Genomic DNA, 22,134 nt, shown 5'->3' on the forward strand with positions numbered 1-22,134 from the left:
AACCGGAAGTTAACGTGCGGTGTGCCGGGCACTTCCGGTGTCGACGAGGACGGAATCGCGCAGGTCAGGCAACCCGAACCAGGTCCGGCAAGTCCCCGTTGCGTACCCGCTCGACGCCCTGCTCCGTGCCGAGTTCGTCGCGTAGCCACACCGCAGGGTCGCGAGCCTTCTGCGGATCGCCGCCGCGCATGGTGCCCAACCTGTCGCAGTTGCCTACTCGAGGCGGTTGGCGATCTCGCGTATCCCGGCCGGGTTCTGCGCTCGGATGCGCGACGCAACTAAGCTTGGCTGATGGCGTTTGAGCTGGTGTGTGAGGTGGAGCCGCCGACACGGCCGGATCTGGAGCGGGTCCGGACGCAGATCGAGGTGATGGGGCCGCACGCCGATGCGTTTCTCGCTCCCGACAACCACATCGGGCGGGCGACGGTGTCGAGCATCGCTGTCGCGCACGAGATCGAACGGGCCGGCGGGCGCGGGATCGCCTGCGTCAACTCGCGCGATCGCAACCTGCTTGGCTTCCGGCGCGACCTGCTCACCGCCGCCGCGTATGGTGTGGACCGGTTTCTCTTTGTTTACGGGGACAAACCCACGTCCGGCAATCGGACGAGCGACCTCACCGTACGTGCCATGGTCGACGAGGCGCGCGACCCCGCACTCGCTGACATGCCCACGTTCCAGGTCGGTGTCACGACCGGCTTGCGCAACGTTCCAGCCTGGAAGCGCGAAGCCGATTTCGTCTTCGCACAGGTGAGTTTCGACGTCGACCGGCTCGTGCGCTGGCGTGAGCAGCAGCCGTTGAGCTGCCCCGTCTACGCCGGCGTCATGGTGCTCGCCAGCGAGAACATGGCCCGCCGCCTGGCCGCGTCGATCCCCGACATCGACATTCCCGAAGAGCTGATCACGGCGGTTGGTCGTGACAAGTTCTACGGCGTGGAAGCCGCCTGCGAGCAGGTCGAGCAGATCCGGGCGTCAGGCGCGTTCGACGGCGTACACCTCGTTACCGGTGTACGTTTCCGCCCGGTCGCGGAGTGGTTGTCGGCACACTCCCGTCACATCGGCGGCCGGTCGTAGGTGTCCTCGCGTACGACCGTCGCACCGGCCGCACGGCGGCGCGGCAGCCAGATCGCGAGCGTGACGATCAGACCGAGCACGCCAACGCCCATCAGGATCCAGCCAACGATGTCGAGGTCGACACCGGAGACGTTCAGGTCGAGCGCGAACGTGAGAATCGCGCCGACCGCGATGAGGAAGATGCTTGCCCCGATCCCCATGGTGGACCTCCCTGGTACCTAGCGAATACGGGGTTGTTCGCCCACGCGATACCCGCCCTTTCCCTGCACTAACTCGAATTCGGTACGGCCGAAATGCGCGGCACGAGACGCTTGTCTTGGTTTGGCCAGGCCCCCCTTGACCCTTTGTAACCGAACGGCCGGTCTAGAGACCTCATCTCTGACATTTCGGTGACGAGGTAGCGGAACTCGTCTGATCCCTTGGGGGGATACCTGCATGAAGCTTCGGTCCATTGTGGCCGCGTTCGTCGCGGCACTGTTCATCGTCACTCTGACCACCGGGCCTGCCGACGCGGCCAGCAGCATCCAGTTCCGGCGGCTGCAGTACGACTCGCCCGGCACGGACACGAGGACCAACACCAGCCTGAACGCCGAGTACGTCGTACTGAAGAACGTCACGACCCGGAACATCAGCATCACGGGCTGGACGGTGCGTGACGCTGCGAACCACGTGTACAAGTTCGGCACGTTCACGCTCGGCGCCGGCAAGTCGGTGACGCTGCACACGGGCAAGGGGACCAACAGCTCGACGCACCGTTACTGGGGCAGCGGCTCGTATATCTGGAACAACACCGGCGACACCGCGATCTTGAAGACTCCGAGCGGCACGACCGCGTACACGTGCAAGTGGACGAGCGTGGGCAGCGGCTACAAGAACTGCTGACACACGCGCGATCCCGGTAGTGTCGGCCGATGTGAAGGTAGCGATCACCGGCCATCGTGGGCTCCCGCCCGGAACGTCGCAACTGGTCGACGCGGCGATCCGGGCGGAGCTTCGCCGTTGTGAGACTGACGATCTGACCGGGGTCAGCTGCCTGGCCGATGGAGCGGACCAGCTGTTCGCGCGGGCGGTGCTCGAGCTGGGCGGGCGACTGGAGGTCGTCGTGCCGGCCGCCGACTATCGCGCGGTGTTACCGGCCGACTGCCACGCGGACTACGACGAGTTACTTACGAGTGCGCAGGAAGTCTTCCGACTCAGCCATCGCAGCTCGACCTCGGAGGCGTTCATGGATGCCTCACGCCTCATGCTCGGCTACGTCGACCATCTACTCGCGGTGTGGGACGGCAAACCTGCCCGGGGCTTCGGCGGCACAGCCGACGTCATCCAGCTCGCCGGCGACCTCGGCATCGAGGTCACCGTCCTTTGGCCGCCGGGCGCAACGCGCGAGTAGCCGGCGACGAGAAACCGGTTCCCGCCCCACGGCCGTGCGAGAAACCGGTTTCTGAGCTGGGTCGGCGGACGCAGACGGATTGCCACGACATCGCAAAATCGAGGCGGGTGCCGGGCCCTAACTCCTGCTCGGATCCCTTCCCAGGAAGGCGAGCAGCTGATCTCCCAGTTCCGCGTCGCGAGGTACGGGGACGCGGGCGGCGAAGCGGATCGGGCGGTCTTCTTCCGTGACGAAGAACGGGACGAGCGGCAACAGGTCCGCCGCCAGTCCCAGCGGGATGGGGCGGTCTGCTCCACACGCTCGCGCGAGGTCCCAGCCGTGGACGGCGACCTCGATCGCGCCCGTGCCGGCGACGAGCTCGGTGGTCAGTACGAGATCGGCGATCGCCACCGGTTCAGGGGGCGAGGTTCGCTCCCCCGCCGCGCTCCATTCGCCGAGCAGGGCGCAGGCCCGGTTCTTCAACGTCGCCACCGGATCGGCCGCCGGGTCGCCGAAGTCGTCGTACGGGTCCAGCCCGACGGAGCCGTGGGCGATCGCCTCGTGCAGGGCGAGCAGCGAGTCGTTCATGTGCGCCAGCAACGCCCGTACGTCCCAGCCCGCGCAAGGTGTCGGCCGGTCCAGCAGCGAAGGTCGCACGAGCTGCAGGCACCCCAACGTGTAGCCCACAGCCCGTTCGAACAGGCCGATCCCCCCGATCAACGCCCCCATCGCGGGCTGGCTGGTCATCGTTCGCCAGTTCGTCTATCCGTCGAGTCCCGTCAGTCACACACTCGCCGGCAGCCCGAACGTCTCGAACAGCGACAGGTCGAAGAAGCAGGCCACGTGCGACGCGCCCTCGGAGGTGAACTTGATGACGTGCATCTGGAACGGCCGGTGTACACCGTCCTCGCCGCGCATGTAGACGCCGAACGCGGGCTGCCCGTTGGCGATCGTCGCCACCAGGCGCATGTCGCCAGGGCCCTTCGCCGGGCACTGCTTGTCGATGAGCTCCGCGATGGCCTCGTTGCCGTGGTACCAACCGGTGAACGGAGGCATCTCCCAAACCGCGTCCTTGGTGAACAGCTCGATCATCGCGTTGATGTCCTTGTTCTCGAACGCGGTGACGTAACGCTCCAGCAGTTCGCGCTGCTCGACCTCGGTCGGCTCGGACACCTCGTCCTCGTTCGGCGCGACCTGCTCCAGCTGCGCCCGCGCCCGCTGCAGGATGCTGTTGACGGCGGTCGTCGTGGTGTCGAGCAGCTGGGCGACCTCGGCCGCCTTCCACTTCAGCACGTCACGCAGGATCAGCACCGCGCGCTGCCGCGGCGGCAGGTGCTGCAGCGACGCGATCAGCGCCAGCCGGATGGTCTCACGTGACGTAACGATCGCCGCCGGGTCGGCTTCGGAGGTGTCGACGCCCACCATCGCGTCGGGGATCGGCTCGAGCCACGGCACCTCGGCCTGCTCGACGAGCGTGTCGAGCGGGTTGGCGCTCGGCGCACCGAGCCCGGTGGGCAGCGGCCGGCGGTTGCGGCCCTCCAGCGCGGTCAGGCAGGCCCGCGTCGCGATCCGGTAGAGCCACGTACGCAGCGACGAGCGCCCCTCGAACTTGTCGTACGCCCGCCACGCCCGCAGGTAGGTCTCCTGCACCAGGTCCTCGGCGTCGTGCACCGAGCCCAACATGCGGTAACAGTGCGCGAGCAACTCACGACGGTACGGGTCGGTGGCCGAGGAGAAGTCCTCATAGACGGGAGTCCCCACCACGTCGGTCATGTCGTACGTCCTCTCCTCAAAGCTCCGGCCGACCTCCTGCCGGTCACCTGCCGACTCTAAGCCAAATCCGGCCCGCGCGGCTGGCGTAGCGCTGGCGCCACATCCGTACTGACCGCTGCCGATGGCAGAAGTCATCGGTCGCCGGTGAGATTTCCTCCGTGCCCGGGCCGGCGGAGTCGTCCTGCGCGTGGTCGTCGCCGTCGTAGCCTGGGAGCGCTGGCCGGGTACGAAGGCGCTGCTCGGGCGCTAGGTCTGCGCATTCCTTTATCGGATTCACAGGCCCTTCTCAGGGTTGGCGGCCACTGTAAGACACGTGCCTGTCCCCCTCCCAGGTAGTGGACTCGAGACCGGTACAGCCACGGTGCTAGTCGTCGACGACGAGCCGAATATTCGCGAGTTGTTGTCGGCTGCGCTACGGCTGTCCGGTTTCGAAGTCCACGTCGCGGCGTGTGGTGAGTCCGCACTGCTCGAGGCCGCTGACGTACGTCCGGACATCGTCGTACTCGACGTGATGTTGCCGGACTACGACGGCTTCACGCTGGCGGGCAAGTTGCGGGGACTGGACGCCGACCTTCCGGTGCTGTTCCTGACCGCGAAGGACGCCGTGGAGGACCGGATCGCCGGGCTTTCCGCAGGCGGGGACGACTACGTGACCAAACCGTTCAGCCTGGACGAACTCGTCCTGCGGCTCAGGGCCATCCTCCGCCGCGCACGGCGGGCAGGCGATCTGGAAGGAGACAGTGTGATCAGCTACGCCGACCTCGTACTCGACGAGGACGCACACGAGGTACGCCGCTCGGGCGAGGTGGTCGCGCTGTCGCCGACCGAGTTCAACCTGCTGCGTTACCTGCTGATCAACGCCGAGCGCGTCGTGAGCAAGTCGCAGATCCTGGACCGCGTGTGGGACTACCAGGTGGGTGACGGTCGGATCGTGGAGTCGTACATCAGCTACCTTCGTCGCAAGATCGACGCCGGCAAGCCACCGCTGATCCACACCATTCGCGGGGTTGGGTACACGCTGCGGCACCGTTCCGGCTGAACTCGTTTCGTCTTACGTCTAGGAGCCGCCGGTGCGCAGACCGTGGACCTTGCGCGCCCGGCTGGTCGTCGCGCTCGTGGCCCTCGCCGCCGTCGGACTGACCGCGGTGGGCGCGGCGAGCGTCTGGTTGCTGCAACGTTCGCTGATCGCCCGGGTGGACGAACAGCTGATGGGCGTCGGCCGGGAATGGCTCCGGCCGGCGGCGATCCGCCCGCGTCCGGGCGACTTCTTCGGCGGCGTCCGGCCGGGGTCGGGCGGACCGCGGGTGCCTACCGACTTCCGGATCGTGCTGCTCAACAACCGTGGCGAGCAGGTCAGCTCGTTCGGGCGGCCTGCGGACGAGGGTGGGCCGGCGCTGCCGCTGCTGAATCGCTCGGCTGTCGCCGACAGGGGTGGGCTGCCGTTCACCGTGCCGGACACGAACGGGGACGGGCGCTGGCGGGTGCGCGCCCTGGCCGGTGACGGATCGCGGGCGACGGCGGGGCCGAACCGTACGGCGGTCGTGGCGATGTCTCTCGACACGGTGGACGCGACGGTGGATCGGCTGCTCGTGATCGAGCTGGTCGTGGGGGTTCTGGTCCTGGTCGGGCTCGGCGGGCTGACCTTGTGGGTCGTACGGATGGGGATCCGGCCGCTCACCCGGATCGAGCAGACCGCGGAGGCGATCGCCGGGGGTGACCTGGACCGGCGGGTGGAGGGGGCGGACCGGCGTACGGAGACGGGTCGGGTCGCGACGGCGCTCAACACGATGGTCGGGCGGCTCGGGGCGGCGCTGCGGCAACGTACGGAGTCGGAGGGGCGGCTGCGGCGGTTCGTGGGGGATGCGTCGCATGAGCTGCGTACGCCGCTGACCTCGATCCGGGGGTTCGCCGAGCTGTATCGGAAGGGTGGGGCGCGCTCGAAGGCTGACGTCGACCGGATGATGGGCCAGATCGAGACAGAGGCCGTCAGGATGGGCCGCCTGGTCGACGACCTGTTGCTGCTGGCGCGGCTTGACAGCGAACGCCCGCTGGACCTGACCGAGGTGGACTTGGGCGTGCTCGCGGCCGACGCGGTGCATGACGTGCGGCAGCTCAGCCGGAGTGGCGCGGACGGCTCGGCCGGCAACGGGGAAGGCGAGCGCGCCGATGTCAGTGGCGACGGCGATGGCGATGGCGATGGCCGCGAGATCGTGCTGACCGCCGAACCCGGCATCCACCTCCTCGCCGACGCCGGACGGCTGCGCCAGGTGGTGACGAACCTGCTCACGAACGCGGTACGCCACACGCCACCGGGCACCACCATCGCGGTGACGGTACGCGCCGGCGGGCTGGCCGTGGCTCCGGCCTGGGAACCGGTTTCTCCAGCCACTGAACGACTGACGCCGGCAAGCCCTCAACCGCCCAGAGATCGCCGGGAACCGGTTTCTGCCACCCAACAGCCCGCACCGGACAAACCACAGGGGCAAGATCCCGGGCGAAGGCCGGATCGAAGCGGCGGACAGCAGCAGCCAGAACGACCGCGAACTGGCGGGCGTGGCGGGGAACCGGTTTCTCCAGCCGATCAACGACTCACGCCGGCAAGCCTCCATTCGCCCGGCGATGGCCGGGAACCGGTTTCTCAAGGCGCTGAACCGCCGGCGCCGGCGAGCCTCCCACCGCCCGGAGATGGCTGGGAACCGGTCTCTGCTGCTGGGCAGCCCGCGCCGGCCGGCCCGCAGACGCGAGATGCCGGGCAGTTGGCGGGTGCGAGAGGCGGGCAGCCGCCGGCAGGGCCATCGCCAGTTGGCCGGTCTGGTGGGGAACCGGTTTCTTGGGGAGCGGAATCGGGCTTGGCGGGTCCGCCGGCTTCGTGGGCGGGCAGGCAGCTCCCACCCGGGACGCCGGTGGCTGTGCTGGAGGTAACCGACGCCGGCCCAGGGATCCCGCTGGATCAGGCACCTTACGTCTTCGATCGCTTTTATCGGGCGGATCCTTCACGAGCACGCAAGGGTGGAGGAACCGGGCTCGGCTTGGCGATCACCGCTGCCATTGTCGAAGCGCATCAAGGGTGCGTGGAGCTGTACACCGCGCCAGGAAAAGGTGCACGCTTCCGCGTCATACTGCCATTGGGTGCCAGTATGAGCGCATGGCAACGCTGACCCGCGCAGAGGCGGTCGAACGGTCCCGAATTCTGGAAGTCCTCTCCTACACCGTCGAGCTCGATCTGTCCGGGGCGGCCGCTGCCGAGCAGGGCCAGTTTCCCTCGACGACGACGATCAGGTTCCGAGTCCGCGCGGACGCGCCACGAGCCGAGACGTTCGTGGAGCTGAAACCGGTTACTCTCCAGGCGATCGCCCTCAACGGCCGCGCCCTCGACCCCGCCCAGCTCAACGGGAACCGGTTTCCCCTCGACGGCCTCGAAGCCGAGAACGAGCTCACCGTCGTCGCGGATATGGCGTATTCGAACACCGGTGAAGGTCTCCACCGCTTCCAAGACCCCGCGGACAAGAAGACCTACCTCTACGCCATGACGTTCCTCGACGACGCCCAGCGCATGTTCGCCTGCTTCGACCAGCCCGACCTCAAGGCCCCCTTCACGTTCAAGGTCACCGTCCCCAAAGAGTGGCAGGTGATCAGCAACGCCAGCGGACGAGCCGTCACCCCGACCCGCTGGGAGTTCGAGGCGACCAAGCCCCTCGCCACCTACTTCGCCACGATCGTCGCCGGCCCGTACCACTCGCGGTACCGGGACCACGACGGAATCCGGCTCGGCATCCACTGCCGCCGCTCCCTGGCCGAGCACCTCGACCGCCACGCCGACGAGCTCTTCACCGTCACACAGCAGTCGTTCGACTACTACCACCGGATCTTCGGCGTGCGCTATCCGTTCGGCGACAAGTACGACCAGGCCTGGGTCCCGGAGTTCAACGCCGGTGCGATGGAGAACCCCGGCTGCGTCACCGCCCGCGACGAGATGATCTTCCGGTCCGCCGTCACCGAGTTCGACCGGCAGGAACGCGCGATCACGATCGCCCACGAGATGGCACACATGTGGTTCGGCGATCTCGTCACGATGCGCTGGTGGGACGACCTCTGGCTGAACGAGAGCTTCGCCGACTACATGGGCGAACGCACGGTCGCCGCCGCGACGAGGTTCAAGGGCGCCGAAACCGCTTTCTCGGTCGGCGGCAAGACCAGGGCCTACATCGCCGACCAAAGACCGTCGACCCATCCGATCTCCGCCGACGTCCCGGACGCGGCCAACGCACTCAACAACTTCGACGGCATCTCGTACGCCAAGGGCCAGTCCGTGCTGAGACAGCTCGTCGCCTGGCTGGGCGACGACGTCTTCCTCACCGGCCTCCGCGACCACTTCGCCGGCCACGCGTACGGAAACGCCGAGCTCTCCGACCTGCTCGCCTCCCTCGGCGAGGCCAGCGGCCGCGACCTCAGCGACTGGGCCCAGGTCTGGCTGCGCCAACCCCAGGTCAACACCCTCCGCCCGATCACCACCCCCGACGGCCACCAGGCCCACCACACCGACCACGCCGACCGCACCGAGGCCGACGGCACCTACCTCGACGTCCACGTCGAACAGACCGCCCCCGCGGCCTACCCCGTCCTCCGCCCCCACCAGATCGGCATCGGCCTGTACGACAGGCAAGCAGACCGCGTGGTCCGCCGCGAGCGCTTCTTCCTGGAGGTCGGCGCGAGCAAGTCGACCCCGGTCCCCCAGCTCCGCGACGCCATCCGGCCGGACCTTCTCCTGCTCAACGACGGCGACCTCACCTACGCCAAGGTCCGCTTCGACCCGGCGAGCCTCGCCAACCTCCCCGACCTGCTCCCCGCCATCGAGGACGACACCGCCAGAGCCCTGCTGTGGTTCACCACCCTCGACATGGTCCGCGACGCCGAATGGCCCGCGAGCAAGTACGTCAAGGCCGTCGCCGACGGCGTTGGCCGCGAGCCCAACGTCGCCGTCATCGGCATCCTGCTGCGGTACGCCCGCCAGGTGACCGCGAGGTTCGTCGCACCGGACAACCGCGAAGCCGTCCTCGCCATCCTCAACGAGTCCTGCCGTCAGCTGCTCCAAACCGCCGACCCCGCAAGCGACCGCCAGCTCGCCGCGGCCAAAGAACTCATCGCCACAACAGACACCAACGGGGCCGACCGACTTCGCGCCTGGCTGAACGGCACGAACGTCCCACCAGGACTCACGATCGACGCCGACATCCGCTGGCAGATCCTGCTACGGCTGGCGATCCTCGGCCGCCTCGAGGCCGAGGAGATCGACGCCGAGGCCCTGTCCGACGCCACCAGCGAAGGCCTGAAGAGCGCGGCCCGCTGCCACGCCGCGCTACCCAGCCCGCAGGCCAAGCAACAAGCCTGGAACATCCTGATGACGGATCGAACGGTCTCCAACCACATGCTCGCCGCCACCGCACAAGGTTTCTGGCTACCAGAGCAGGCCGCGCTCACCGAGCCGTTCGTCGACCGCTACTTCGCCGAGATCACCGCCGCCACCAGCTGGCGTACGCCGTGGATGGCGCAGGGCCTCGCACGCGGCGCCTACCCCTGGCATCCGATCAGCCAAGCCACGATCGAACAGGCCGAACGCCTGCTGGCCACCGGCGTCGAGCCCTCGGTGAGCCGGGTTCTGGTCGACGAGACCGACGACGTACGAAGGGCACTGGCCGCCCGCGAGCTCGACCAGACGACAACCCCGTAAGCCCGTCGGAGGTGGGAACGGCCAGTCGTGGTCGTCCCCACCTCCGCAACACACCCTTTGGCAGGGCGGGTCGCCCGGTCGCCCTGACCACCGACACGCGGCGACCGCGGCGATGGTTCACCACGTACGCGGGAAAGTTTCGCCGTCGAGCCGGTCGCCCACGTTCAGCCCCAGCGGCGACGTCACGACGTGCGGGTTTCCGTTGAATCGCGTCGCTTCGTCCATGTAGATGTTGACGTGTGCGATCCGCGCCAGATCCGTACGGTTCGGCAGCGCCATGTGCCCTGTGTAGCTGGAGTGGAACGTGCAATCGCCGGCCTGCAACGGCAACGTCACCCGCGGGAGCCACCGCAGCGACGGGTCGACCTCGAACAGGTCCTCCTCGTCCTGCAGGTTCTGCGGCCGGAATCCCTTCAGGTGCTGGGTTTCCGGCAGGAACGTCATGCACCCACGCTCGGGCGGTACGTCGACCAGCGCGATCCACGCCGACAGCGATCCACGGTCGTCCTGGTGCGGCCAGTACGGCCGGTCCTGGTGGAACTCCGTCGCAGCGTCGTTGTGCGGCTCCTTCACCAGCATCTGGTCGTGCCAGATTCGCAACGGGATCCCGGCCAGCTGCTCAGCCACCCGAGCGATCCGGGCGTGCAGTGTCAGCGACCGCATCGCCTCGTCGTGCTGCCAGACGTTCACCAGCTGGGTGAAAACGCCGTTCTTGTGCAAGCTCTCGGCGCGATGCCGTTCGAGGTAGGCCTTCGCGGCAGCGTTGAAGTGCGCCACCTCGTCCGCGGTCAGTATCCCGCGGATTCGGACGAATCCATTCCTACGGTAAGCGTCGACCAGCTCCTGCGGAAGCCGGCCGTCCGGCGTCAGGTCGCTTGCCCGGCCCGTGTGTTCTGCGGCTACGTCGGTTGTCATGTCTCCCACCCTGACCGCGGCGCCCGGCCGACGGCTAGGCCGATCCTGACCTGAAGTCGTACGATTTTGACATGCGTCCGACGACGTACCACGAGCACGAGCTGTTCTCCGACGGCCCGGTGCTCGCGGGTGTCTACAACGTCGCGGGCGTCAACGACCTGCACGGCCACGACTTCTGCGAGATCGCGGTGATCGGCCGCGGCAGCGGACGACACGTCAGCGCCCAGGGCGACGAGCCGGTCGCCCTCGGCGACGTGTTCGTGCTGCGCCCCGGCGCCTGGCACGGCTTCGTCGGCACCGAGCACCTCGACGTCGCCAACTGCTGCGTCTCCGCGGCAGCGCTGCGCACCGAGCTCGGGTTCCTGCGTGAGCAGCCACCGATCTACGACCTGCTGTGGCTCGGCCCGCACCGTCCCGGCTCGCACGGCCTGCTGCACAAGCGAATACCCGCCGAACGCGCCGAGGCGGCTATCGCCGACATCGCGGCCCTGCAGGACGAACTGGTCGCCAGACCGGCGAATCTCGTTGCCCAGCTGGCGAAACTGCTCAGCGTGCTCAGCCACCTGGTCGACACCGGCGAGGGTAACCCCGCTCCCCATCCAGCGGTCACCCAGGCGATCGCCCTGTTGGAGGCGAGCCCGGAACGCCAGTGGCACCTGGACGACCTGGCCCGCGCGGTCAGCCTCGACCCGGCGTACCTCTCGCGGCTGTTCCGCCGCGACGCCGGTGCACCACCGATGAGCTACCTCGCGAGGATCCGCGCGGAGACCGCGGCCGGCCTCCTCGTACGCACCGACGAGCCCACCGCGCGGATCGGCGGCCTGGTCGGCTGGCCGGATCCGACCTACTTCGCCCGGCGGTTCCGCTCGCTGGTCGGCCTCACTCCGACGGAGTATCGCCGGCGTACGGCGAGGGCATTGCCCGACCTGATGGCGGAGAGTCATACCTTCGCTGAAGGTCGCTCAACAGCACCCGCAGCAACTCCGCCAGCGTCGACCGCTGCTCCGGCGTGAGCGCCGACAGCTGCTCCAGCTCCTGGCTCAGCAGGTGGTCCACGCTCGCCTCGATCACCTCATGGCCCTGGTCCGTCAGCTCTACCCACACTGCCCGCGACCCCACGTCCGGCCGGCGTACGACCAGCCCGGCTCGCTCCGCCCGGGTGAGCCGTTGTGAGATCGCACCCGCCGTCACCAGCGTTCGCTCGGTGATCTGGCGGGTAGTCAGCGTGTACGGCGGGCCGCTGCGGCGCAGCGTGCTCAGCAGGTCGAGCGTCGAGCCGTCGATGCCGGCCGCGGCCAGCACGCGCTGCCGGTTCTCGCGCAGCAACTTGCCCAGCGCCCAGATCCGGGTGACGACGCCGATCGACTCGACCGGCGTGCCCGGACGCTCCCGGCGCCAGGCCTCCGCGATCTGGCCGGCCAGATCCAGCTCGTCGTCGTTTGGCACTTCAGTCCCTCAGAGTTATGTTTAGTGCTAAACGTAGCACCTGCCAGCGATTCACAGAGAAGGAGCAACATGCCTCGCACAGTTGTCGTGACCGGCGCGGGCACAGGCATCGGCCGCGCGATCGCGCTGCGGTTCGCCGCCGACGGCGACACCGTGTACGTCACCGGCCGGCGTTCGGAGCCGCTGGCCCAGACCGCCAAGCTGGCCGAACGCGGCGAGGTGCACCCGGTCGTCTGCGACGGGTCCGACCCCGGCGACCTCGCGCGCCTGCTCGCAGCCGTGCCCGAGCAGGTCGACGTGCTGGTCAACAACGCCGGCGGCAACACCGACTTCGACCGGGACGAGCCGGCCGCGGGCGACCTGCCCGCGCTCGCCGAGCAGTGGCGCGCGAACTTCGACGCCAACGTGCTCACCGCCGTCCTCACCACGGCCGCGCTGGCCGACCGGCTGACGCCTCGTACCGGCGCGGTGATCTCGATGAGCTCGATCGCCGCCGATCGGGGTGCCGGATCCTACGGCGCCGCCAAGGCCGCACTCGCCAACTGGAACCTCTCGGCGGCCGGCTCGCTGGGCGGCAAGGGCGTGACCACGAACGTGATCTCCCCCGGCTACATCGCCGACACGGAGTTCTTCCGCGACCGCATGACCGACGAACGGCGCGCCCACCTCGTCGCCGAGACCAAAACCGGCAGGCAGGGGGCTCCTGACGACATCGCCGAGACGGCGTACTTCCTGGCTGGTCCGGGTGCACGGCACATCACCGGGCAGGTCCTGAACGTCAACGGCGGGGCGTACACGAGCAGGTAGTGTCGCAAGGCGTGACCGAGTTCGAGATTCGCCGGGTCAGCGGCGAGGAAATACTGACCCTGTTCCCGCTGCAGTGGTATGCCTTCGACAGTAGCCCGATCTCACCCGAGGGCACTGAGGAGCGACGCGATGCCCTGAAGTATCGCCAGGCCTGGGTCCGGCTGGCCGCCTTCGACGGTGACCAGGCGCAGGCGATCGTCGTCGGCATCCCGATGCGGCAGAACGTCCGCGGCACGGTGATGCCGATGCTCGGCGTCTCCGGTGTGGCTTCGCATCCCATGGCGCGCCGCAAGGGTCATATCCGGGCGCTGCTCCAGCAGCTGCACGGTGAGTTCCGCGACGAGGGGTACGCCGTCTCGACGCTGTATCCGTTCCGGCCGTCGTTCTACGAGAAGTTCGGCTATGCCGGCTTCCCCAAGGCACGCTCTGTACGGCTGTTCCCCGACGGGCTCGACCGCGTTGAGCGCCTCGATGTGCCTGGCGAGTTCTCGTTCCACCAGATCGGTGACGTCTTCGACGAATGGTGGACGTTCAGCCAGCGGGTGCTCGCGAACCGTCACGGAACGGCGGAGCACCCACGCGAGAACGTCGCACGGTTGGGCGACGACAACCGGCACTGGACGGTGTTCGCACGCCACGACGGCGAGATCGCCGGTGCGATGGTCTATCGCACGCAGAACTTCGGGCAGCCGTTGCACATCGACTCGTTCCAGCACACCGGGCCGATCGGGCGCACCCTCCTGCTGCAGTGGATCGCCCGGCACCGCGACCAGTTCGCCTCGTTCGAGCTGAAGCTGGCACCGGACGAGAAGCCGGACCTGTGGTACACCGACGTTCGTTACGACGACGAGACCGAGATCAAGGTGCCGACGCACAGCGCTCCGGCGGGCCGGATCCTTTCGGTGGAAGGGCTTTCGGGCATCGCAGCCGGGCCGGCCGCAGTGACCGTCGAGGTCGTCGACGACCCGTTCGTCGGCGGCGTGTGGAGCCTGGACGGCACCGGCGGCGCGCTGGAGGTCAAGGCGGGCGGCGGTTCTCCGACCGCCACGCTTACCGCGAACGGCCTGTCGGCGTTGGTCTACGGCACGCTCGACCCGGTGGAGGTCGACCTCCGCGGCTACGGAACGGTCGACGAGTCGGCCGCCGCTGCCCTGCGGGTGCTGTTCCCACCGGCCGTTCCGTATCTGCGCGCGGAGTTCTAGGTCGTTATCCGCTCCAGGTCGAACAACTCCGTCCAGGTACGCGCGCTCGTCAGGTGCCGCACGATGTCGGCGCGTGTACCCGGCCAGGAGTTCTCACCGTGGCAGGTGTAGTTGACGTGGTGCACGCCGAGCAGCCGGAAGCGCAGCAGGTCGAAGTCGACGGGCCTCGCGTATCCCTCGAAGAAGGGCTCCCACCACCGCAGCGGCCGGGCACCGAGCCTGCCGGCGAGCTCGATCGTGAACGCCAGCAGATCCTCCAGCGGCGAGCCGGCGGAGGCGACCTCCAGGTCGACCACACCGGTCACGCGCCAGTGGTTCTCCTTACAGGCAAGAAAGAACTGGCTGGCGTGGCAGTCGCCGTGGGCGAAGCGCGGCGGCTGGTACGCGGCGCGTAACGCCGGCAGCTGATCGACGAGCAGGCCGCTCACGACATCCATCGTGGCCGGATCGACGAGCTTGCTGTCCTCCGCCCAGAGCGAGAACGCCTGGTTCAGCAGGCGTTCCAGCCGCCAGATCCCGTGCTGCCAGCGGTCCGGGTCGGGCGGTCCGGCCGGTGGACCGTCGAGGAGGTAGCCGGGGTGGTCGAACGTGAGCGTGTGCATGCGGCCCAGGTAGTCACCGGCCGCGCGGAGCGCCGCAGCGGCTTCCGCCGCCGGCAGGCGCGGAATCAGGTCGGTCAGCGCCTCGCCCTCGAGCTCGCGCGTCAGCATGTACGGCCAGCTCAGCGGGTTGTCGCAGCTCAACGACGAGCCGACGATCTCGGGGTCGCCAGGCCGGCTTCGTGCAGGAGGCGATACGCGGTGAGCTCGTGGCGCACGGTGTCCGGGGTCGGCTGGCCGCCGTACCAGGGTTTGGTGTGAGCCTTCACATAGAACGCCTCGCGGTCGGTGGTGATGCGCCAGCTGTGGTTCTCGGGCCGCAGAAACTCCACGTCCGCTTGGCGTACGGCGAACGGCAGCAGCTCGGCCGCCTGTCCGGCGTTCAACGACAGCGTTATGGGTTCAGGCATCGATGCGCTCCAGGTCGAACAGATTGGTCCAGGTACGTGCGGTGGTGAGGTGGCGCACGATGCCGGCGCGGGTGCCTGGCCAGGAGTTCTCGCCGTGGCAGGCGTAGTTGAGATGGCCGACGGTCAGCAGGCGAAGGCGGAGCAGGTCGACGTCCGGCGGTGAGCCGTAGCCGTCGAACAGCGGCTCCCACCAGCGCAGCGGGCGGACGCCGAAGCAGCCGGCCAGCTCGATGCCGAGCTTCAGGAAGTCCTCCAGCGGTGAACCCGCGGACGCGATCTCGAGGTCGACGACGCCGGTCACCTGCCACTGGTTCTCCTTACGGGCAAGGAAGAACTGGCTGGCATGGCAGTCACCATGGACGAAGCGCGCCGGCTCGTACGATGCGGCTAACGCCGGCAACTGGTTGGCCAGCAGGCCGCTCACACCGTCCATCGTGGCCGGGGAGACCAGCGTGGCGTCCTCGGCCCAGACGGTGTACGCGTGGGTCAGCATGCGTTCGACTCGGCAGATCCAGTGCTGCCATTGGCCCGGATCCGGCGGGCCGGAAGGCGGGCCGTCGGTGAGCGGACCGGGATACTCGAACGTGATGCCATGCATCGCCGCCAGGTGTTCGCCGACCGCGTGCAGGGCGGCCTCGGCTTCGGGCCGCGGCAGCCGGGGCAGCAGGTCGGTCAGGGCCTCGCCCTCGAGCTCGCGGGTCAGCAGGTAAGGCCAGCCCAGCGGGTTGGCGCAGCTCGACGACGAGCCGACGACCTCTGGCGTCGGCAGACCGGCCTCGGCCAGCAGTCGATGCGCGGTCGCCTCCCGTCGGACGGCCTGCGGTGACGGCTGGCCGTGGTACCACGGCTTGGTGTGCGCCTTTACGTAGAACGCCTCTCCGTCGGCGGTGATGCGCCAGCTGTGGTTCTCGCGGCGGAGAAACTCCACGTTGACATGGTGCACGGCGAACGGCAGCAGCTCGGCCGCCTGCGCGGGCGTCAGCGACAGGTCGATTTCGTTGGACATCTGCACCTCGGTTTCTGCTACGCAGGCACCCGAAGCCATCCGCGCCACCAACGAGCGGATGTGCTTCGGGTGGACCTCGTAAGCCGAGGCTGTTCCCGAAGTTCGGCAGCCGGACGACCCCGGTGCCTCGCTGTCAACTTGTGGGCAAACAATAGCAAGGGAAGCGAACATGACGCAGCTCGTTATTTCGGCTGCCAAAGGAGGGCGCATGCTGCTCGGATTCGGCGCACCGGTGTCGGGCGCCTGGGCGACGCCGGACAACCTCGCGGGCTTCGCGAAGCGGGCCGAGGAGCTCGGCTACCACTCGTTGTGGACGTTCCAGCGCCTGCTGGTCGATGCCGAGAACTCCGTGGATCCGGTCTACCGCAGTGTGCTGGATCCCCTTGTCGCGCTGGGATTCGCGGCTGCGCACACCGAGCGGATCCGGCTCGGCGTAGCCGTCGTCAACCTGCCGTTCGTCTCGCCCGCCTATCTCGCGAAGCAGTCGTCGACGCTCGACCTGCTGTCCGGCGGCCGGCTCGACCTCGGTCTCGGCACGGGCTGGTCGGAGCTGGAGTTCACGGCGTCGGACACTCCGATGGAACGCCGGGGCGCCCGCGCCGAGGACTACCTCGCCGCTCTGCACACCTTGTGGGCGGACGAGGTGAGCGAGCATCACGGGCCGTTCTACACCGTTCCGCGTAGCCGGATGGCGCCGAAGCCGAAGCAGCGCTCCGGCCCGCAGATCATCCTGGGCGGCGTGGCCCGCCGGGCTCTCGAACGCGCGGGCCGGCTCGCCGACGGCTGGGTGAGCCGCAGCGCGCACGACCTGTCCACGATCGCCGACTCGATCGCGGTCGTACGCGAGGCTGCGGCAAGCGCCGGGCGCGACCCGGACGGACTCAGAATCATCAACCGGGGCAGGGTTTCCGTAACGCCGGAGCCGCTGCCCGAGGCGGGCCGGGCACGACTGGCCGGCTCGTACGACCAGATCCGCGCCGACACCGCCTGGCTGGCCGGGCAGGGCGTGACCGAAGTGTTCTACGACCTCAACTGGGATCCGCTGGTCGGCTCGCCCGACGCCGACCCGGAGGCCGCCACCGAGCGAGCCACCTCGATCCTCGAGGCGCTGGCGCCGTAGACGCTATTGGCTGCACGACTCCCAGGTCGCGGGAGTGGAACCTGTGTCGGTGTTGACGAACTGATAGCGGTCGGAGCCGTCCTCGAACCGCCAGGTGCTCGCACCCGTCATCGTGCTCCAGGCGCCGGCGGCGTTCTGCACCTGCTGTCCGAGCATCCGGGTCGGCGTGGCGCAGGAGACCTGCGGCTCCGGGTAGGCCGATCCGGAGTCGGAGAACGTCTCGATGTCGTGCGCGTACATCTCGATCGTCGAACGCGCGTCCTCGGCGAGGAATCGCTTGCCGGCGCCGTCCTGCAGGTCGACCCAGAGGCAGAGCTGGGAGCCGCTCGTACTCGGGTTGTGGGCGGCGTCGCACCACTGGTAGGTGAACGTCAGCCGCTGGCCGGGCTGGAGGTTGCCCAGGTCGCCGTTGCAGGTGCCGCCGGAGTCCCAGGTCTGCTCGCAGTCGGGGTTGTTGCCGGCCAGGCCGTTGTTGTCGGCGAAGTAGTAGACGTGCCAGCCGTCCGGGCTCTTGTAGAAGCCGGACTCGAGGTTGAAGTACCACTGACCGACCGCACCCCAGGAATCGGCCGGGTTGGCGAGCTGCGGGACCTGCCACTCGACCTGCCAGCCGCGGGTGGCGTTCGGGTCGCCGGTGTAGCGGCTGTTGAGCAGGTACAGCCCTTGGACGCTGACATCTTCGGGTGCGGGTGCGGGTGCGGGTGCGGCAGCTGCGGCGCCGGCGCCGGGCGCGGCTGCGGCCGCGATCGTCGCGGCGGTGAGGGCGAGCGCCCCAATGATCAGGCGGGCAGAACGCGACATTCGCAACCCCCTCCGTGATCGAGCTACGCCTGTGGACGTATCGACTTGGGAGGCTAATCCGGGTTCGCGGTGCCGCGGCTGGAGCTGGCCACTTGCTGCCAGTCGCACGTATGCTCGAAGGGAAGGGGTGAGTGCCGTGAAGGGTGACTGGGTAGAGATCGTGATCGACGCGGGCGGCGACACCCGCAGCTACGACGTGTCGGCGACGCGCAACGGGCGCCGGGTCGAGGTCACGACCGGCCGCGGAATCGTCGAAGTGAGCGAGGTAACCCGCGGCGGCACGACCGTCCGCACGGCCCGATTCATGGCCAGCCGCGTGCTGGCCCTGGTCGAGCACCCCGCCGACCACCACGCCCGCCTCCCCGACGACGAGCTGGTCATTCCGGTCCAACGCTGAACGGCCTACCTAGCCGCGGCGGAGTGCCGTTTTGGTACTGAGTACCGTTTTGGTACTGAGTACCGTTTTGGTACTGAGTACCGACTGGGACCGAGTACCAAGTGGTACCGAGTCCCATCTGGAACCGAGTACCAACTGGAACCGCGTCCCGTGTGGTACTGAGTTCCAACTGGTACCGAGTCCCATCTGGTACTGGGTGCCGTTTGGCACTGAGTACCGTTTCGGCCATGGCGGGAGCCAGCGGCGTCGCGCTTTGTCGAGAGAGCTCGAGGTCGGCGATGAGCTATTCGAGCTCACCGCGCTGCGATACGCGGACATGGCGCACAGCGTCGATCAAGACAGCCGGCGCAGCTCCCGTGTGGCCAACACACTGACCGAGCGACGCGGGCAGACGACGACTTCGCCAGTCAAGACGGCCAGCGCAGCCCCGGTGAGGCCACACCTCGCCGACCCAGTGACCGCAGCCGAACCCGTCAAGACAGCCGGCGCAACTTCGGCGTGACCCCGCTCCCGCCGAGCAAGAGACTGCGGGCGATGCGCGGCCTCGTGGGGCATGGCGCACAGCCGCCGGCGGGCCGGGCGCGGTCACGAAGGGGAGCCGCCGCCGGCGTTGGCGGGGGTGGTGGGGCGGGCGCGGCGTTGCCACGCACGGTTGCGTACCAGCGCGTGCACCAGCACGCTCATCCACAGCCAGAACATCGGGAACACCGGCCAGAAGAACGGCGTGTCCGACGCCACCCACCGCCCGATCAGCATCACCGACATCACGCCGACCACCACCGCATGCACGGCGAGCGGTCCGCTGAACCGCCCCAGCCGCCCAGACGCCCTCGGCCGCGCCCCCGCCGAGGCCACGCCCGGCTTGATCTCCGGCTCGGCCGGCAAGTCCCGCACCAGCACCGAGAGCTCGTGCCGGTACTTCGTCTCATAGAGCTGCCCCAGCCGCTCGTCCAGCTCGGCCAGCGTCAGCCGGCCGTCGGTCACGGCGGTTTGCAACCTTTCGGCGATCTGCTCACGTTCGGCGTCGGATGCCCGGATCTCCGGTGTACGCCCTGGGTTCGTCGTCATGGCACCAGCCTGCGCCCGGCCCGCGGCGGAAACATCGGCCGTGCGGCGGCACCTGGAATACGCCGGCAGGAGTACGAAAACCAGCTGCGGCGTCCCCGGCCCGAAAGCTACCCTGCGAAGCATGTTCCTGGTGTGAGGTAGCGGCCGCGCTCGCGGCCATCCAGCAGCCGCTACCCATGACTCACACGCCGCAAGGACAGCTATGCCTTCGTACGAGATGGCCGTACTGGAAGGTGCGCTCTCGGTCCAGGCCACCCTGGATTCGGGGCACCGTCAGGTTCACCAGATCCTCGCCACCACCGAAGCGATGCGTACGCCCGTCGTACGTCTCGCCCGCAGGCGAGGCATACCCGTCAGACACCAGCACCGCAAGGACATCGAGCGGCTGACCACCGGCTCGAGCCACGGCGGAGTCGTCGCTGTCGTCGGGCCGCGCAGGTACCAGTCGCTGGCCGACGTCACAGCCGGCGAGCCGTTCCTCGCCCTGCTGGACGGCATCGAGGATCCGTACAACTTCGGCCAGGCGATCCGCGCCCTGTACGCCGCCGGCGCCGACGGCCTGCTGCTACGGACGGACCACCGCCCCCACGCCGAGGCGATCGTCGCGCGGGCGTCGGCCGGTGCCAGCGAGCGCATGAAGACCGTCCTCGTCGCCGAGAGAGACGAGACGCTCGCCGCGCTACGGGCGCGAGGAGTCCGCCTGGTGTGCAGTCAGCCAGCCGGCCGGGGTGGAATTTCCTGCCACACCGCGGACCTGTCCGGCCCGCTGCTCCTCGTCATCGGCGGCGAACGGCGCGGTATCGCACGCGACCTGGCCGCCCAGGCAGACCTCCTGGTCACGATCCCATACGGCCGGCGTTTCACGGCGGCACTGGACGCCACGAGCGCCACCGCCGCGCTGGCGTTCGAGGTTGCGAGGCAGCGGCGAGCCAAGCGGCACGAAGGTGCCAGCCCGCTGCACTCGCCGACGTGACGGATTACCTTCGTCCGTGACCGAAGCACCTTACCTTCTTCCGTGATCGAAGCGCCTTCGGTGAGGGAGCACCCATGTCCATAACGATGCGCAGGATCGGCACCGCGCTCGCGGTCGCGTTGCTGTCGCTGTTCATCACCACGAGCGTCGCGGTTGCGCCGGCCTATGCCGTCACCAAGATCAGCCACTCCGACGCCACGAGCCGGCTGCGCAACGCCAGCATCACGTGGTCGTCAAGCGGCGGTTGCAGCGACCGCAACAACCCCTCGTGCACGTCGTTCGAACAGGTCAATCTCGCAACGATTCAAGGCATTGTCACGTTGAAGGGCGCCAGCGGCTGCTCCATCAACGTCACGGGCGGAACCGAAACCGGCCACGCCAGCGGCACCTACAGCCACTGGAACGGCTACAAGCTCGACACCAGCCTGAACTCCTGCCTGAACGGCTACATCACCGGCAACTTCACCTACATCGGCCTTCGCGGCGACGGATACCCGCAGTACAAGTCGGCTGCCGGGAACATCTACGTCAAGGAAGGCAACCACTGGGACATCCTGTACTACAACTGCGGCGGTTGCTGACAGCCAACAGACCATCTCCCCTCTCCCCCCTGATGGCTCACGTCCACCGGTCCAGGACCGGACCGGTGGACGTGAGCCATCTCTTTGCGTGCGGCTACTCCGAAACGTCGAAGAGCTTCTCCGCGCGCTCGACGTAATCCGCGTCCAGCTTCGTCTGCCAGGACGCACTGCTCACGATCGCCTGCAGATCCTTCAGCGACAACGGAGGCGCCGGCCGCGTCTCGGGTGCGTCCTTCTCGGCGCTGGAGTTGTTCTCCCACACATAGATCTCGAGGCCGTCCCTACGCAACAGGGATGCCGAACGGGTCTTGGCGCCCCGGCCGTCCGGCCCGGCCTTGTCGTCATCGGTGTTCGCGCTGGCGGGGTACTCGTGGTCCTGAGCCAGCCGGAGCTTGTCCCCGCCAGGCAGCTCCTGGTAGTCGCAGATGTACCAGTCGCCCGCGCCGAACGGTTCCGGGCAGGGCAGCGTGTTGCCGTTCTCCGCCACGTCCGGCGCCCAGTTCAGCTGTACGGACATGAGCGTCTTCGCGCCCGTGCTGTCGGTGTAGGTCAGCGCGGCGTAGGTGCCGGTGTGCTGCGCTCCCACCGCGGCGTACGAGCCGCTGTAGTGGCTGGTCTTGACGTCCTTCGGCAGCTGGTCCAGCAGGAGCTGCAACGTGGCCTGCGGTGAGATCTCCACCAGCTTCGGTTTGGCCGGCGGCTTGGGCGAAGGCTTGGCGGACTGCTTGGTCGTCGGCGGCGCGGCGACCTGGAGCTGGCCGTTCTGGTTACCGCCCACACCGTTCCACGGCGCGGCGTACGCCACTCCGCTCAGCACCGCGACCGTCGCGCCGGCCGCCACCACCTGGACGATCCGGCGTCGCCGCAC

At 68.4% G+C, this 22,134-nt stretch carries 23 protein-coding genes and 1 pseudogene; 13 read left to right on the forward strand and 11 right to left on the reverse strand.

The annotated features are described in order from the left end of the window. The first annotated feature begins 291 nt into the window (after positions 1-291). Positions 292-1,071: a methylenetetrahydrofolate reductase gene (locus ACYVF6_RS20485; RefSeq protein ID WP_460523652.1), complete on the forward strand. Its 780-nt coding sequence runs from the start codon at positions 292-294 to the stop codon at positions 1,069-1,071. Here ACYVF6_RS20485 and ACYVF6_RS20490 read toward each other — a convergent pair. Beyond that, positions 1,050-1,271 carry a DUF6458 family protein gene (locus ACYVF6_RS20490; protein WP_460523654.1) on the reverse strand — a complete coding sequence of 74 codons (222 nt, stop codon included), beginning with the start codon at positions 1,269-1,271 and terminating at the stop codon, positions 1,050-1,052. The two genes, ACYVF6_RS20485 and ACYVF6_RS20490, sit on opposite strands and share 22 nt — an antisense overlap. Before the next feature lie 235 nt (positions 1,272-1,506). On the opposite strand from ACYVF6_RS20490, the gene ACYVF6_RS20495 reads away from it, so the two are divergent. Next, positions 1,507-1,953 (forward strand): lamin tail domain-containing protein, encoded by a 447-nt coding sequence (locus ACYVF6_RS20495; protein ID WP_460523656.1) that lies wholly within the window; start codon positions 1,507-1,509, stop codon positions 1,951-1,953. A gap of 31 nt (positions 1,954-1,984) precedes the next feature. Next, positions 1,985-2,461, forward strand: coding sequence for a hypothetical protein (locus ACYVF6_RS20500; protein WP_460523658.1), 477 nt, complete (start codon positions 1,985-1,987; stop codon positions 2,459-2,461). A 117-nt stretch (positions 2,462-2,578) separates the two neighbouring features. On the opposite strand, the gene ACYVF6_RS20505 is transcribed toward ACYVF6_RS20500, so the two are convergent. Together ACYVF6_RS20505 and ACYVF6_RS20510 are read right to left on the reverse strand one after the other, a co-directional pair. Then, positions 2,579-3,187, reverse strand: a complete 609-nt coding sequence (locus ACYVF6_RS20505; protein WP_460523660.1) for a DinB family protein — start codon at positions 3,185-3,187, stop codon at positions 2,579-2,581. A 36-nt stretch (positions 3,188-3,223) separates the two neighbouring features. Further along, the gene (locus ACYVF6_RS20510) at positions 3,224-4,213 is read right to left on the reverse strand and encodes a sigma-70 family RNA polymerase sigma factor (RefSeq protein ID WP_460523662.1); all 990 of its coding nucleotides are present in this window, start codon (positions 4,211-4,213) and stop codon (positions 3,224-3,226) included. Positions 4,214-4,526: 313 nt separating this feature from the next. Between ACYVF6_RS20510 and ACYVF6_RS20515 the strand changes: the two genes are divergently transcribed. The 3 genes from ACYVF6_RS20515 to pepN are packed head-to-tail and all read left to right on the forward strand — an operon-like array spanning position 4,527 to position 9,941. After that, a complete protein-coding gene (locus ACYVF6_RS20515) occupies positions 4,527-5,252 on the forward strand; it encodes a response regulator transcription factor (protein ID WP_460523664.1) in 726 nt (241 codons plus the stop codon). 31 nt (positions 5,253-5,283) lie between these two features. Beyond that, positions 5,284-7,371, forward strand: coding sequence for a sensor histidine kinase (locus tag ACYVF6_RS20520; protein ID WP_460523666.1), 2,088 nt, complete (start codon positions 5,284-5,286; stop codon positions 7,369-7,371). After that, on the forward strand, positions 7,359-9,941 hold the full coding sequence (gene pepN / locus ACYVF6_RS20525) for a M1 family aminopeptidase (protein WP_460523668.1): 2,583 nt from the start codon (positions 7,359-7,361) through the stop codon (positions 9,939-9,941). Before ACYVF6_RS20520 ends, pepN begins: the two co-directional genes overlap by 13 nt. Positions 9,942-10,058: 117 nt before the next feature. Here the strand turns inward: pepN and ACYVF6_RS20530 are convergent, their stop codons facing one another. Next, positions 10,059-10,856 (reverse strand): phytanoyl-CoA dioxygenase family protein, encoded by a 798-nt coding sequence (locus ACYVF6_RS20530; protein WP_460523670.1) that lies wholly within the window; start codon positions 10,854-10,856, stop codon positions 10,059-10,061. A 71-nt stretch (positions 10,857-10,927) separates the two neighbouring features. Here ACYVF6_RS20530 and ACYVF6_RS20535 point away from each other — a divergent pair. Next, positions 10,928-11,701: pseudogene (locus ACYVF6_RS20535) on the forward strand (helix-turn-helix transcriptional regulator); the annotation flags it as partial. A gap of 34 nt (positions 11,702-11,735) precedes the next feature. Here the strand turns inward: ACYVF6_RS20535 and ACYVF6_RS20540 are convergent. Then, positions 11,736-12,302, reverse strand: coding sequence for a MarR family winged helix-turn-helix transcriptional regulator (locus tag ACYVF6_RS20540; protein ID WP_460523672.1), 567 nt, complete (start codon positions 12,300-12,302; stop codon positions 11,736-11,738). A 69-nt stretch (positions 12,303-12,371) separates the two neighbouring features. Between ACYVF6_RS20540 and ACYVF6_RS20545 the strand changes: the two genes are divergently transcribed. Then, positions 12,372-13,109, forward strand: coding sequence for an SDR family NAD(P)-dependent oxidoreductase (locus ACYVF6_RS20545; RefSeq protein WP_460523674.1), 738 nt, complete (start codon positions 12,372-12,374; stop codon positions 13,107-13,109). Positions 13,110-13,120: 11 nt separating this feature from the next. Further along, entirely contained in the window at positions 13,121-14,311 is a 1,191-nt protein-coding gene (locus ACYVF6_RS20550; protein WP_460523676.1) for a GNAT family N-acetyltransferase, read from the forward strand. On the opposite strand, the gene ACYVF6_RS20555 is transcribed toward ACYVF6_RS20550, so the two are convergent. From ACYVF6_RS20555 to ACYVF6_RS20565, 3 genes are read right to left on the reverse strand one after another with little or no spacing between them, the layout of a single operon-like run. Then, positions 14,308-15,159 (reverse strand): phosphotransferase family protein, encoded by an 852-nt coding sequence (locus ACYVF6_RS20555; RefSeq protein ID WP_460523706.1) that lies wholly within the window; start codon positions 15,157-15,159, stop codon positions 14,308-14,310. The two genes, ACYVF6_RS20550 and ACYVF6_RS20555, sit on opposite strands and share 4 nt — an antisense overlap. After that, positions 15,051-15,320: a hypothetical protein gene (locus ACYVF6_RS20560; protein ID WP_460523678.1), complete on the reverse strand. Its 270-nt coding sequence runs from the start codon at positions 15,318-15,320 to the stop codon at positions 15,051-15,053. The genes ACYVF6_RS20555 and ACYVF6_RS20560 overlap by 109 nt, the downstream gene beginning before the upstream one ends. Beyond that, entirely contained in the window at positions 15,313-16,326 is a 1,014-nt protein-coding gene (locus ACYVF6_RS20565; RefSeq protein ID WP_460523680.1) for a phosphotransferase family protein, read from the reverse strand. The genes ACYVF6_RS20560 and ACYVF6_RS20565 overlap by 8 nt, the downstream gene beginning before the upstream one ends. Before the next feature lie 208 nt (positions 16,327-16,534). Here ACYVF6_RS20565 and ACYVF6_RS20570 point away from each other — a divergent pair, with 208 nt between their 5' ends. Then, positions 16,535-17,446: an LLM class flavin-dependent oxidoreductase gene (locus tag ACYVF6_RS20570; RefSeq protein ID WP_460523682.1), complete on the forward strand. Its 912-nt coding sequence runs from the start codon at positions 16,535-16,537 to the stop codon at positions 17,444-17,446. A 3-nt stretch (positions 17,447-17,449) separates the two neighbouring features. Here ACYVF6_RS20570 and ACYVF6_RS20575 read toward each other — a convergent pair whose 3' ends face one another. After that, positions 17,450-18,247 (reverse strand): hypothetical protein, encoded by a 798-nt coding sequence (locus ACYVF6_RS20575; protein WP_460523684.1) that lies wholly within the window; start codon positions 18,245-18,247, stop codon positions 17,450-17,452. A 136-nt stretch (positions 18,248-18,383) separates the two neighbouring features. Between ACYVF6_RS20575 and ACYVF6_RS20580 the strand changes: the two genes are divergently transcribed. Next, positions 18,384-18,644, forward strand: coding sequence for a hypothetical protein (locus ACYVF6_RS20580; RefSeq protein WP_460523686.1), 261 nt, complete (start codon positions 18,384-18,386; stop codon positions 18,642-18,644). A 585-nt stretch (positions 18,645-19,229) separates the two neighbouring features. Here the strand turns inward: ACYVF6_RS20580 and ACYVF6_RS20585 are convergent. Next, positions 19,230-19,712, reverse strand: a complete 483-nt coding sequence (locus ACYVF6_RS20585) for a DUF1707 SHOCT-like domain-containing protein (RefSeq protein WP_460523688.1) — start codon at positions 19,710-19,712, stop codon at positions 19,230-19,232. A gap of 202 nt (positions 19,713-19,914) precedes the next feature. Here ACYVF6_RS20585 and ACYVF6_RS20590 point away from each other — a divergent pair, with 202 nt between their 5' ends. Together ACYVF6_RS20590 and ACYVF6_RS20595 are read left to right on the forward strand one after the other, a co-directional pair. After that, positions 19,915-20,685, forward strand: a complete 771-nt coding sequence (locus ACYVF6_RS20590; protein WP_460523690.1) for a TrmH family RNA methyltransferase — start codon at positions 19,915-19,917, stop codon at positions 20,683-20,685. 74 nt (positions 20,686-20,759) lie between these two features. Next, positions 20,760-21,266, forward strand: a complete 507-nt coding sequence (locus ACYVF6_RS20595) for a hypothetical protein (RefSeq protein WP_460523692.1) — start codon at positions 20,760-20,762, stop codon at positions 21,264-21,266. A gap of 94 nt (positions 21,267-21,360) precedes the next feature. On the opposite strand, the gene ACYVF6_RS20600 is transcribed toward ACYVF6_RS20595, so the two are convergent. Then, on the reverse strand, positions 21,361-22,134 hold a 774-nt coding region (locus ACYVF6_RS20600; protein WP_460523694.1), incomplete at its 5' end, for a hypothetical protein.

This window comes from Flindersiella endophytica, from assembly GCF_054779015.1.